This is a genomic window from Chryseobacterium sp. 22458 (assembly GCF_052044975.1).
Taxonomy (GTDB): domain Bacteria; phylum Bacteroidota; class Bacteroidia; order Flavobacteriales; family Weeksellaceae; genus Chryseobacterium.
In genome coordinates, this window is record NZ_JBQEOA010000003.1 from 376,653 (window position 1) to 390,314 (window position 13,662).

10 protein-coding genes are annotated in these 13,662 nt (G+C 35.2%); 3 read left to right on the forward strand and 7 right to left on the reverse strand.

Features of this window, described 5'->3' with window-relative positions; all coding sequences use genetic code 11:
* Positions 1 to 4: 4 nt before the first annotated feature.
* The 4 genes from ACTJJF_RS12605 to ACTJJF_RS12620 all read right to left on the reverse strand — a co-directional run bounded on the left by ACTJJF_RS12605 (position 5) and on the right by ACTJJF_RS12620 (position 5,387).
* The gene (locus ACTJJF_RS12605; protein WP_440699874.1) at positions 5 to 763 is read right to left on the reverse strand and encodes a type III pantothenate kinase; all 759 of its coding nucleotides are present in this window, start codon (positions 761 to 763) and stop codon (positions 5 to 7) included.
* 327 nt (positions 764 to 1,090) lie between these two features.
* Positions 1,091 to 2,929, reverse strand: a complete 1,839-nt coding sequence (locus ACTJJF_RS12610; RefSeq protein WP_440699875.1) for a M1 family metallopeptidase — start codon at positions 2,927 to 2,929, stop codon at positions 1,091 to 1,093.
* A 178-nt stretch (positions 2,930 to 3,107) separates the two neighbouring features.
* Positions 3,108 to 3,578: a DUF1572 domain-containing protein gene (locus ACTJJF_RS12615; RefSeq protein WP_440699876.1), complete on the reverse strand. Its 471-nt coding sequence runs from the start codon at positions 3,576 to 3,578 to the stop codon at positions 3,108 to 3,110.
* Between the two features lie 117 nt (positions 3,579 to 3,695).
* Entirely contained in the window at positions 3,696 to 5,387 is a 1,692-nt protein-coding gene (locus ACTJJF_RS12620; RefSeq protein WP_312297190.1) for a DUF6909 family protein, read from the reverse strand.
* A 329-nt stretch (positions 5,388 to 5,716) separates the two neighbouring features.
* On the opposite strand from ACTJJF_RS12620, the gene ACTJJF_RS12625 reads away from it, so the two are divergent.
* The 3 genes from ACTJJF_RS12625 (at position 5,717) to ACTJJF_RS12635 (ending at position 9,612) form a co-directional block, all read left to right on the forward strand.
* A complete protein-coding gene (locus ACTJJF_RS12625) occupies positions 5,717 to 6,094 on the forward strand; it encodes a hypothetical protein (RefSeq protein ID WP_440699877.1) in 378 nt (125 codons plus the stop codon).
* 138 nt (positions 6,095 to 6,232) lie between these two features.
* Complete coding sequence (locus ACTJJF_RS12630; protein ID WP_312297193.1) at positions 6,233 to 8,428, forward strand: glutamine synthetase III family protein; 2,196 nt, start codon at positions 6,233 to 6,235, stop codon at positions 8,426 to 8,428.
* A 473-nt stretch (positions 8,429 to 8,901) separates the two neighbouring features.
* Positions 8,902 to 9,612 carry a C40 family peptidase gene (locus tag ACTJJF_RS12635; RefSeq protein WP_065400087.1) on the forward strand — a complete coding sequence of 237 codons (711 nt, stop codon included), beginning with the start codon at positions 8,902 to 8,904 and terminating at the stop codon, positions 9,610 to 9,612.
* Between the two features lie 210 nt (positions 9,613 to 9,822).
* Here ACTJJF_RS12635 and ACTJJF_RS12640 read toward each other — a convergent pair whose 3' ends face one another.
* From ACTJJF_RS12640 to ACTJJF_RS12650, 3 genes are all read right to left on the reverse strand, one after another.
* Positions 9,823 to 10,404 (reverse strand): pentapeptide repeat-containing protein, encoded by a 582-nt coding sequence (locus tag ACTJJF_RS12640; RefSeq protein WP_440699878.1) that lies wholly within the window; start codon positions 10,402 to 10,404, stop codon positions 9,823 to 9,825.
* A 36-nt stretch (positions 10,405 to 10,440) separates the two neighbouring features.
* Positions 10,441 to 12,036, reverse strand: a complete 1,596-nt coding sequence (locus ACTJJF_RS12645) for a hypothetical protein (RefSeq protein ID WP_440699879.1) — start codon at positions 12,034 to 12,036, stop codon at positions 10,441 to 10,443.
* Positions 12,037 to 12,097: 61 nt separating this feature from the next.
* A complete protein-coding gene (locus ACTJJF_RS12650) occupies positions 12,098 to 13,654 on the reverse strand; it encodes a hypothetical protein (RefSeq protein ID WP_440699880.1) in 1,557 nt (518 codons plus the stop codon).
* Between the last annotated feature and the right edge of the window lie 8 nt (positions 13,655 to 13,662).

Consider the following 13,662-nt stretch of genomic DNA (forward strand, 5'->3'; position numbering starts at 1 on the left):
ATATTTACAGGTCTTTTCCTAGAAAATAAAGTCCTTTCAGCGTATGAAGCCTGTCCATCACATGAATTTTATCTGTCAGAGGTTTGTATACATGGGAGACACCACCGGTAGCCACTACGAAGCAATCATCATTCACCTCATCATTGATGCGATTGATAAAGCCTTCTACCATTCCTAAAAAGCCGTATACCATACCACTCTGCATACAGGTTACGGTATCAAGTCCCAAAACGGATTTTGGTCTTTTCAGTTCGATATCGGGAAGCTGGGCGGTCTGGCTGATGAGAGAATTTAAAGAGGTAACAATCCCCGGAGCAATGACCACTCCTAATGTTTCCCCTGTTTCTGCTACACAGCTGGCTGTAAGAGCTGTTCCGAAATCAATGACAATTTTCTTTCTGTTCGGGTATAAATTATGGGCAGCAACAAGATTGGCATAGATATCCGTTCCCATCTGTTTAGATTTTGCCTGAACTCCGGACGGAGTAGTACGATCAACAATCACAGGAGTGATTCCATGAATTTTTTTGATTCCGGAGCTCATTACTTTGGTAAGCTGAGGTACTACAGATCCTATAATTACTTTATCGATTTCTTTAGGCTCTATCTTATAAGTCTGGTAAAGCATCAGCATCTGAACATACAGTTCATCAGCAGTTCTGTAAGGTTTTGTATTGATTACCCATGAAATATCACAGTTATCCCCATTAAAAAGACCAAATCTGATATTGCTGTTCCCTACGTTGATTACAATTGAATTCATTGACATATTTTTCAAAAGATATTCCTTATCATTCTACACTAGAAAGAAAAGAAACTCTATGTTAATTTTTCAGCCCTAAAATTAATCATTTTGGGAAAAACAATCCTTCATTATGCACTAAAATACGTTGTCCGGTTATTTTCTTTTTTCTTTCCGGAACAACTGAGTTTATTTAGAGCCAACTTTTGAACTTTTTATAAGAAAAAATAATTCCTGCTATATTTTTATACAAAACCATATCAACATTGGATGTTTCAGCAGTTTGAGATAAAAATAATCCCACAGACTCATCTGTGGGATTATTTTTTATAATTATGGTATTAATAATTACTTTACCTCTACAAAATTATCCTCCATATTCACATCAGCAATTCTCTGGCTGAAGTCAATACCTAGTACGGACAATTGAGATTTGGTATAAGGAACCGTAATGGTGTATTCTTTCTGAGTCCATGGCCAGTAAGGCATTGTTTTAAACTCACCATAAGCATCTTTTTCTTTCCAGTGGTGGGTCATATTCAATGGAATCTGATAGGTTACGATTTTTTTATCTGTGGTCATCACACTGAAGTCTATAGGCATCGGAACCTGTCCTTTATTGATCAGGGTAATAGTGGTAGATTTTGCGTCGTATTTTACATCCTTCATCCCGTAGTCGATTGTTTTCGTAGTGTTGATCCAATAATGATGGAACCACTTCAGATCCATACCGGAAACTTTCTGTGCAATATGAAGGAAATCCCTGTCTGAAGGGTGTTTCATACTCCACTGATCATAATACTGTTTCAGGGTTTCTGCAAGGTTTTGCTCTCCCATGATGTACCCCAGCTGTACAAGGTACAATTCACCTTTCACATAGGTAGAATAAGTATAAGAGGTTCCGTTATCATGATGATCTCCCAGCCATACTGCAGGTTCTTCAATTCCTTTTTTAATAAAATTTCTGTAAGCGTCCAGTCTTTCAACAAAAGGATTAGGCAGCTGCTCCGGGAACAACTGATACATCGTATAACCTTCTGCATAGCTTGTAAAACCTTCATCCATCCATGGTCGTACAGATTCATTGGTTGCCAGCATCTGCTGATACCATGAGTGAGATCCTTCGTGAGCCATTAAACCCATTAGGTCTTTGATATTTTTAGCTTCTCCTAAAATCATAGTACACATACCGTACTCCATTCCGCCGTCGCCTCCCTGAATGAAAGCGTAGGTTGGATATACATATTTCCCGAAATGAGCATTCATAATCTGGAAATACTTGGTAATATAAGGCTGAGCTTCTCCCCATACCTTAGTTTTATCGTTTTTCTGATAAACCAGATATACTTTCGGACCTTCCGGAACATTGAAGCTTTCTACAGAGTAATCCCTGTCTGCGCTCCATGCAAAATCCAGAATATTTTTAGCCGTCCATTTCCAGGTTGCTTTTTTATCTTTTTCTGTTTTGATCTTGGCCGCAGCATCATATCCTTTTACTTCTGTTGGATTTTCAAGAATACCACCTGCTCCTACAACATAATCTTTATTGATCTTAATGGTTACATCAAAATCAGAAAACGGTGCATGGAATTCTCTGCCCATATAATCAAAGGTTGCCCAGCCGTCATAGTCATATTCTGCGATTTTCGGATACCATTGGGTCATAGTCATATCCACCCCTTCCCTGTTGTTTCTTCCGCTTCTTCTGATCTGCTGAGGAATCACAGCATCCCAATCCATTGTAAAAGTTGTAGTAGAATTCGGCTTTATAGGTTCTGCCAGATATACTTTCATAATGGTTTCCTGAACCTCAAATTTCAGATCCTTACCATTCTGTTTGATCCAGTGAATATTCTGTGCTCCTTCCTGATCTTTAGGAATGGAACCCAATCTTGAGATGCCGTCTTTCTGCAACCTTGAGTCTCCGTTTTTTCCCTGGGAAGCAACCCTCTGATCCATCATCGAATTTGGTTTGAAAGCATTCCAGTACAGGTGGAAATACACCACATTCAGCTCATCCGGTGAGTTATTGGTGTACTCTAAAGTCTGTTTTCCCTGGTAAGTAAATTTTTCAGCATTGACATCAATATCCATCTTGTACTTCGCAGCCTGCTGATAATAAGCTCCTTGCTGAGCCTGAAATTGTGAAATGATAAACGCAAAAATGATTGCAGCCGATTTTCTCATTTAAAATTTTATTTTTTCTAAAGGTAGGTAATTTAAATAACAACCTCAAATAGGAGTTATTTTGAGATTTTATTTCTATTTGTCTTAGTTTTAGATGAATTTTAATCCGGATTGTTAAAATGTAATTTTCTTGATTTCAGATTAAGCAAATTTTCACAAATAATAATGGATATACTTTTTATCTGCTTTTTAAAAGCTTTTTGATTAAAGTAATCTGTCCCAGATGATAATAACTATGTTCGATCATTCCGTCAATATTTCTTCGGTAGGTTCCGTATTTTTCATCAACAAAAACCTCATCCAGTTTAGAATCGGGCATCTGTTCCAGTAATGCAGCAAACTTTTCAGAATCTTTCCAGAGTTTATTCAACAGCTCTTCCCATTGTTGTTGAGACTCTATGGGCGGAAGATCAAAACTGAATTTATCTTTTATTTCAAGATCTCCTCCTTCAAAGACATTTACAATCCCTGCAATATAATAATCAATGTGAAAAGTAAGCATTGCAATCGTGTTTAAAGAATCTATCTTTATCACAGCCTGTTCCCAGCTTAGATCTGAAAGCTGGTTTTTAAAATTCGTATTGGCGATCCAGAGGCCATCCAGCAAAACTTCTCTGAATCTTTTTGATAATTGTGATACTGTGCTCATGGGTTAATATTTTTGATTTCTAAGATACACAATAATAAACCGTTTTAATTTCTCAAACACAAAAAAAGCCTCAGGCACAAAATGTACCTGAGGCTGATATTATGCTATAAATTACAATTATTTTTTGGCAGAAGCTTCTTTCCTGCTACTTCTTAAAATCTTTTCAAGGATTCTTAACGTGATCAGATAAGTTGGTTTTACTCCTGTAAGACCTAATCCTCCTGAAGATAATGTACTTCCCGTTTCCAAAGGATTATCCGAAGCATAGTACGCATAACATACAAACAGGTCCGGTGAAATGTGATGTCTGATCTTCGAAGCCACCTGAATAGCTTTCTGATAGTGTGCTCCTTCCATTTCAAGACCGATGGCCTTCCATGAGGTATTCATGAAATAAGAAAGAATATCTTTGTTCTGAAGTGATGTTCCTAAGACGGTGATCATTGGCCCTTCAAAGGCTTTCAGTTCATCATCTTTGAAATCATCAAGCTTTAATGCATTTTCAAAAGGATAGTTATCTGCAGTTCCTTCAAAAATATGAGAAGTAGGAATCATGATATCTCCTTTCTCTCCGGTAAGGATCCCGGCTTTCCCCATGATGGAAACAGATTTTACATGCATCATATATACCTCTCCTTTATGTTCAAAAGGTTTCAGCAATTCATCCATTACCTCAAAAGCCTGCTCTCCGAAAGCATAATCAAATACCATAACCACATCGTCTCCGGAAAACTTAGCATCTGCAAACGGTGTGTTCTTCAGATCCGTTTTGCTGAGGTCGATAATCTGAACATCAATATTACTTCCGCTTTTATCAGCGATATGAATCATCCCTTCATCCAAAGCATATTTTAAAACCTTATCACGAAGTTCTTTTTTATTTGAAATCTCTTCGTAAAGTTTGTAATCCACCTCGTGATGCTGCTTCTTTTTAAGTGCATTATTAGCATACAGCATGTTTTTCACCGAATGCATATTGGCAGAAATGATATGCAGCGGACGCATGTGAAGATTGTTTTCAAATAAAACCTCTTTCACTTTGTTGGCCCATTTTTCTCCAAAATAGTGATGCCCTACTCTTTCCTTTAATATGGAACTGAAATAAATTTCTCTTTCTCTTGACCCTTTGGCATCTTCAAGACTTACCTTTCCTAAGTTATAGATAATTTTGAATAAACGATCCGGATTGTTATCATCCCCAAAAGTATTATAAGCTCTCAATGTCTCATCAAAAGACCTTCCTATCAGGGAAGAAAGATGAATCAATGCTACTTCTTTTTCTTTTCTGCTGAATTTCTTTTCTCCTTTCACCACCTCTTCAATAATTTTGAAAGCACGTGTAGGCTTCCAGTTTTCGTCCTGGATGAATGCCAGGTTACGGATTTTATCAGCTTCTATAAACAGGAAGGTAAGGTGGGTAAGAATGTCATAAATTTCGGAACGGCCCAAAAGAACCTCAATATTCATCTGGTGTTCGTCTATTCTATAACAGTTTCTTCTTCTTTTCTTGGGAACAATAGGTTCGAAACTTCCTTTATCAAACCCTTCATCAGATGTAAGATGAATAAAAGCACATTCTTCAATTCCTTCCGGAAGCCTGTCTAAAACATACATCAAACCGTCCAATTCCAATTTGCTCGGAATATTCATAGTTCCGTAAATTTCCGGATTGATGGTTTTCAACAAACTTCTGATACTTTCTCCTGAAACTCCGCCCGGCTTGAAAAATCCTCTATAAAATAAGTGTCTCATAGAGATGTATAATCTTTCAATAGCCTCTGTTGTTTCTCTTGCTCTAGAATTTGTCATAAAATAAATTTCACACAAATATACAAAATCTCCGTTCAACTTATTTTAACTATCTTTTAATAAGTTGTTTAAAAGCCATGTATAAAGCAGGCTGAACAATAAGACAGCACACTCGTTTTCTCCTGTTTTGAATAATAATTATTTCTTTTTTTAATCTTATATTTATACAACCTTAGCTGTAGGATTTGAGATAAAAAGGAAGTTCAATCCAAAGAGCCACAGTCATGATATTATTAAGAATATTGAACCAGATAAAAAATAGAGTAAATCAAATTTCTCTTTTTTGGAAGGTATGGATTTGTCATATTCTCCTTTATTTCTTCGTGCTTATGCTTTTTTTAATTATAAAGGAAGGAAATCCGGACGATAATATTCTTCGTGACAATATCTTTTTGCTGCTTCTAAAAAGTGCTATAATAGGATTGTTTGGTTTTTTGGATGGGATAGGTCCTTTTGTCTTCATTTCTGTTGCAGTGATGTATCTGATCAATTTATATTTCCGAAAGCTATATATAAGTTATATATTATCATTAGCTTTAACGTATCCTGTTTTCATGCAGTTTTGTAATGAAGGATACGGCTCCAATACATTTACGGTGATGAGTTTAGCCATTACAGTGATCATTAATATGATTATTTTTAGAAAAAGCATACATACAAACCCGGTTCAGGAAGATGAGGAAACCATAAATTCTGATTCAGTATAAATAAGGAACTCCCCCTCTTAAAAATAAAACTATTGTTTAAATTTTAGTTAAAATTCACAATACCCCTAAAAAAATAAGGGGTAAAATATTTTCAATTCATTTTTTTTGTAAATTTGCCCTGTAAAAAATCACCCAAATATGTCAACCTTAAGATTCAAAGCATTAGAAACCCTACCATTTAAGGATTTCAGAAAAGACAACTCTGTTGAGATCCCTGCAAAATTATCTGAACTGTTCTGCAAAAATGTTTTCTCAGAAGAAACAATGAGAGAATATTTAACGAAGGAAGCATTCAGCTCCATTATGGATGCTATTAAAAAAGGAACAAAAATCCAGAGACACATCGCAGACCAGGTAGCGGTAGCAATGAAGGACTGGGCAATGAGCAAGGGAGTAACTCACTATACTCACTGGTTTCAGCCTTTGACAGGTACTACTGCTGAAAAGCACGATTCATTCTTTACTCCTATTGAAGGAGGCAGAGCGATCGAAAGATTCAGTGGAAACATGTTGATTCAACAGGAACCGGATGCGTCTTCTTTCCCGAACGGAGGTATCAGAAACACTTTTGAAGCCAGAGGATATACTGCATGGGATCCTACATCTCCGGCATTTATCATGGGAACTACACTATGTATTCCATCCATCTTCATTTCTTATACAGGAGAAACATTAGATTATAAGGCTCCTCTATTAAGAGCTTTGAATGCTGTGGATGAAGCTGCAACCAATGTAATGCAGTATTTTGATAAAAATGTAACTAAGGTAACGCCTACATTAGGCTGGGAGCAGGAATATTTCCTTGTTGATTCAGCGTTATATCAATCACGTCCGGATCTTGTATTAACAGGAAAAACATTATTGGGACACTCTCCTGCAAAAGGACAGCAGCTTGATGACCACTATTTCGGTTCTATCCCAACAAGGGTAATGAATTTCATGAAAGAGCTGGAAATCGAATGTATGAAACTGGGAATCCCTGCAACGACAAGACACAACGAGGTTGCGCCAAACCAATTCGAGCTTGCTCCGATGTTTGAAGAAGTAAACGTTGCTGTAGACCACAACTCTTTGTTGATGGACATCATGGCTAGAGTTGCTCACAAGCACCATTTCCATATCTTATTCCACGAAAAACCATTCGCAGGAGTAAACGGAAGCGGAAAACATAACAACTGGTCTTTAGCAACAGATACTGGTGAAAACCTTTTAAGCCCGGGAAAAAACCCTAAGAAAAACTTACAGTTCTTAACATTCTTCGTGAATACTATTAAGGCTGTACATGAATATGCTGACCTTTTAAGAGCAAGCATCGCATCTGCAAGTAATGACCACAGACTTGGTGCCAATGAAGCTCCTCCTGCAATCATCTCCGTATTTATCGGAAGCCAGCTGTTCAGCGTACTGGAAGAGCTTGAAAAGGTAACCAACGGAAAACTATCTCCGGAAGAAAAAACAGAATTAAAATTAAATGTAGTTGGAAAAATCCCTGAAATTCTATTAGATAACACAGATAGAAACAGAACCTCTCCTTTTGCATTTACAGGAAATAAATTTGAGATCAGAGCTGTAGGTTCATCTGCAAACTGTGCAGAATCTATGACCGTAATGAACACTATTGCAGCTAAACAGCTTAATGACTTCAAAAAAGAAGTTGATGCTTTAATTGAAACAGGTCTTAAGAAAGATGAAGCGATCTTCAATGTATTGAGAGAGTACATCAAGCAGTGTAAAAACATTATGTTTGAAGGTGACGGATATTCTGATGACTGGGCTAAAGAAGCTAAGAAAAGAGGATTGAACAACCTTAAAACCACTCCGGAAGCACTTAAGCAGGAAATGGACAAAAAATTCCTTGATCTTTATGAAGAAATGGGAATCTTTAACCACAGAGAGGTTGAAGCCAGAAACGAAATTAAATTAGAAAAATATTCTACAGTTATTGATATTGAAGCAAGAGTATTAAGTGATATTGCAAGAAACCACATCATACCTTCCGCTTTAAATTATCAGAACAGATTAATTGAAAACGTAAAAGGTCTTAAAGAAATATTCGGAGATAAAGAATTCAAATCTTTAGCAAAAGAGCAGATGAGCTTAATCACGAGCATTTCAGAAAATGTTTCTAAAATCAAGCTTGGCGTTGAAGATCTTATCAAAGCCAGAGAAGCGGCAAAAAGCATAACAGACAGCCAAAAGCAGGCGGAAGCATACTGCAACAAAGTAAAACCTTTATTTGATCCTATCAGAGATGCTTCTGATGATCTTGAAATGATGGTAGACGATGAGCTTTGGCCAATGACAAAATACAGAGAAATGTTGTTCACAAAATAACATCTGTAAAGTTCCATATTAGTTAAATTCCTCAGTTTTTCTGAGGAATTTTTTTACACTCTATTCTAATAAATTCTATTTTCTAATAAGACGTTTTCTTATTGTATAGGGAAGTAACTATCATTTAAAACAATTAGCATAACACTCCTTAAAAGCCTATCAATTCAAGCTTTCAGTAAAATTTATTTTGTTTTTTTAACACCTCTGAAAATTAGAGTTTTAAATTCCCAAACCTTATCTGTAGAAGAATATCGATCGTGTTTGTTAAAGAATCTTAATAAAAAAAACCGCACACTCACCAAAAATAGGGGGTTGCGGTTTATTTTTCTTTAACATATGTAAATAATATGTTAAATAGTGTTAAAATAAGATCCTGATAATTATCATAACAGGGGTCTTTTGCTCGGAATCTCTACTTTTGTAATGCTTTTGAAAATAAATATTCCATTTTTAACACGGTTAATCAAATATATATGAAGAAAAGAGTTTTGTTTTATTTAGTTGCTTTAGTCTCTACAGTTTCATTGCAATCGTGTGCTACTAATTATGTAGTTTCAAAACCAGCAACTTACACTAAAGAATACAAAACGGATGCCAAACTAGCTTCTATAGACAGCAAAAAAATGGAGCAGGATAAGCAGAAATTAATCGACTCTTTCCTTGCTGAAAAGGCGGCATCTATCGCAAATGCTAAAAAAGCAATTAAGAATTCTGAGATTGCCAAGGCAGTCAAATACAATAAAACCATTGACGGTATCCTTACTGAAGCTGAAACATACCTTGGAACTCCTTACAGATACGGAGGAACAACAAGAAGAGGTATTGATTGTTCAGCTTTTGTTCTTTCTGTATTCGGAGCAGCAGCAGGCCTTAGCTTACCAAGAGTAGCGGCTTCACAGGCTCAGGAAGGTGAAAGAGTGGAAAAAGGAGACTTACAGAAAGGAGACTTAATCTTCTTTTCTCATGGAAGAAGAATTTCTCACGTAGGTATTGTAGAAAGTGTTACTGAAGAGGGAGAGATTAAATTTATCCACGCAGCAACATCAAAAGGAGTAATGATCTCTTCGCTGAACGACTCTTATTGGGGACCTAAGTTCAGATTTGCCAAAAGAGTGATCAACGAAGAAGGAGAAGCTTACAATAACTTAGCCGCTGTTACTCCAGCTACACCCGCAAATTTTTAATTTTATAAATAATTGATTTAAATAATGAAGCCATCAGAATTCTGATGGCTTTTTTATATCCCTTATTTCCTGTTAAGTTTTGGCTAAAACAATGATGTATTTTTCATATAAAAAGCGGGCTAAAGCCCGCTTCTATTGAATTTTGTTAACAATCTCTATAATTCTATTTCTCCGATAAAAATGACGGCATTTTAATACCGCCTCCAAAACCTAGCTATTCCTATCGATTTCAATATCCAGCTTATATAATAGCCCATATACTTCTGAAAGCGAAAATTTAGCCTTTTTAAGCCTATTTAAAGAAGGATCTATCGAGTAATTAACGGAAGTCCTTAAATCTGCCTTTTCAAGATTTGTATTATCGAAAGTGGCTCCGGAAAGATCACAGTTACTAATCACTGCATTAGACAGGTCACATTCTGTAAAATCCACTTCAATCAGTTTTGAATTTCTGAACACAGTTCTCTTTATTGAAGTTTGATAGAAAACAGAATTATGAAGAGAGCATTCATCAAATTTAAAGGACAAACCAAAAGCATTACAATCATTAAACTGCAGGCCAAGCATTTTACATTCTTTGAAAAAAGCATTTCGGAATGCCGTTGAGGTAAGTTTCGCCATACTGAGGTTACATCCAATAAAATCACAGTCTGAAAAACTGATCCCTGACAGGTCTGAGTATTCAAAATTACAGTTTCTGAATGTGCAGTTTTCGTATTCTCCTTTTTCTAAAAATTGTTGTGAAAAGTCTGTGTTTTCAAAATTTTCGTCTAGAATATAAGCTTCTTTCATAATGATAAGGTCACCCAAAACGGTGGCCTGTGTATTTTAATTTCTAATTTTTTGTGTGAAAACCTCACCGTCCTTTAAAGTAACTTTAATGATAAAAATACCGGTAGTGTTCAGTTCAAAAGAATACTTCAGATTATTCACCTTTTCATGGGAGATCATTTTCCCCGAAACATCCATTATTTCAACTTTAGCGATCTCTTTTATTTTTGAGACTACAGAAAAACCTTTGCCATCCTTATATACAGAAATGTTGGTATTCTTATTCTTAACTTCTTCTTTTGTATTCAGAACTGTATTACCATATTTGGCCAACACAACAGTTCCTGCTGCATTTTTATATGGGAAATAAAGATCATCTCCATAAATTACAAATTTTTTATCAATTACTCCTTCTCCATTATCAGGATTAGGGAAGACAGTAATGGCATTACCATCATATTTTGCAAGATAAGAAGGAGCTGTATTAGGAGAAACGGCAGAAATTGTATAAGTAAAATAAAGATCACCGTTAAACTCTACGAGATTTTTCCCTATACCTTTATCAGTTGTCGAAAGATTAGGTGTTAAAGAAATACCTGATCCTGAGTATTTACCCAAAAGGGTATTAGAATTACTATTCTCATACGGAAAGTAAACATTATTCCCATATAGAACACGCCTCCCAACCACACCTTTATCATTTACTCCAACCTTCGCAATCTGGTTAACTGTCACACCATCAAATACAGAAAGTATAATATTTCCTACTGTTATAAAAGCCTGAGAATTAAAAATCAAAGGCTTTTCAGGTCCACTGTATGCCAAACTGGGAGTAGGGGTTTTGGACAAAGTATTAGTCAAAGGATCATAAGTTCCAATCCCATATCCACCGCTAACATCTATAAAATTAATTTTAAAGTACAACTTGTTATTAAGATTAAAAATACTTCCCCAATATTCTTTATAATTATCACTATTGATCCTAACGATATTAGTTCCATTAAATTTTGCAATACCCGGCCATGTCATATTATAGTCCTGATAACCAAAGTAAAGTTCATTATTATAGTCTAAAGCCCAATTTCCTAGTTTTACCTCCCCAGTAGCCTGATCAGTTTGATTATCTACATTATTTATTTTTAAAATGTTCTGTCCATCAAAAGAGTATAAATTAGACCTTGATCCTGTATAATAAGCACCCTTCAAAAATAATTTCCCATTACTTACTATAGGTTCATATTCATTCCCATTATCTCCAATATAAATTCCTCTCGAAGAATAAACTACTTCTGGATTTAAAAAAGCATTTTGAGTCACTCCATCATACGTAACCAAAAACTCTTTATTTTGCCATTCATTAACAGGACTGCCTCCTACAGTATAATCATAATTATAGCACAGTTTATTATTATAGATAACCATACTTCCAGATAAGATTCCATTTATTGGCTGGTTATTATACAGAGGTTCAGGAATCGTAACTACCGTCCCTCCATCAAATTTTACGAGTTTACTATTCTTAGAGAAAAACATAGAATTATTGTAAACAATACCATTTTGACCGTAATTTTCAGTATTGGGTACTACTACTACTGATTGCCCAAATAGGCCTAAAGGCAAGATCAAGCCAAGGAATAAGCGTGATTTTTTCATGGTGTAATAATTTATTTAATATTTTAGTAAAATGTATTTTATAAGTATAAACTGATACATTTTAACTTCTAATCTTTTGTGTGAAAACCTCACCGTCCTTTAAAGTAACTTTAATGATAAAAATCCCGGTAGTGTTCAGTTCAAAAGAATACTTCAGATTATTCACCTTTTCATGGGAGATCATTTTCCCCGAAGCATCCATTATTTCAACGTTAGCGATCTCTTTTATTTTTGAGACTACAGAAAACCCTTTATTGTCTTTATATACAATAATATTATTATTGTTCTTAACTTCTTCTTTTGTATTCAGTACTGTAGTACCATATTTGGCCAGCACAATGGTTCCTGCTGCATTTTTATATGGAAAATAAAGATCATTCCCATAAACTACAAATTTAGAGTCCTGAACACCTGCTCCATTATCAGGATTTGGCATTACGGTAATAGTCTGGCCATCGGATTTTGCCAAATAGGAGATTGATGCAGTAGTATAAGTAAAATACAACTCGCCATTGAACGTAGTAAGAGATTTTCCAATTCCCTTATCAGACGTGGAGATATTAGGTATTAAAGAAATATTTGTTCCCGAAAATTTTCCAAGAAAGTAATTCAAATTACTATCCTGGTAGGGAAAATAAATAGTATTTCCAAATAATATACGTTTACCAGCAACACCTTTATCATTTATATTCAAGTTGGGGATCTCGGTAGTAGTAACTCCATCAAAAATTGCGAACTTGAAACCCTGACTCGTTATATAAGCCTTAGAATTATAAATTAAAGGGACGTCTTCATCACTCTGGAACATATTAGGCCCTGGAACCTTTGACAGAACATTTGTAAGTGGATTATAGGTCCCAATACTATAGCTTCCCGGAACGCTCATAAAGTACATTTTAAAATATAATATGTTATTAAGAGTAAAAATACTTTTATGATATTCATAATCATTATTTGTAAGCTTAGTTACATTGGTACCATCAAACTTCCCGAGACCCCAAAAGCTTCCATCATGATGATAACCAAAATACAGAACATTATCATGTACATGGGCCCAATTTCCAAGATTTAAGTCATTATGCGTAGAATTAATATTATTGTGGTTATTAATTTTAACGATTGTTTGTCCATCAAATGTAAATAAGTGCAAGATACCGGAACTACTTCCTCTGAAAACCATTTTACCATTATATAAAACAGGCTCATTTCCATTTCCATTATCATCTATAAATATTCCTCTTGTATTGCCAGCAGCCGTATTCAAAATAACATTTTCTACAGTTCCATCATAAGTAATAAGATAATCTTTATATAAGATATCAGGAGGAAAAGTAGTTTCATACTTATAATCGTAATTATAACAAAGTTTATTATTATAGATAATCATAGTTCCTGCCAGTTCTCCATCAATAGCATTACCATTATAAATAGGGTTAGGAAGACTTACAACTGAAGTACCATCAAATCGAGCTAATTTTTTGTTTTTAGAAAAGAATAAAGTATTATTATACACAATACCGTTTTGACCGTAATTTTCAGTATTGGGTACTACTACTACTGATTGCCCAAATAGACCTAAAGGCAAGATCAAGCCAAGGAATAAGCGTGTTTTTTTCATGGTGTAAT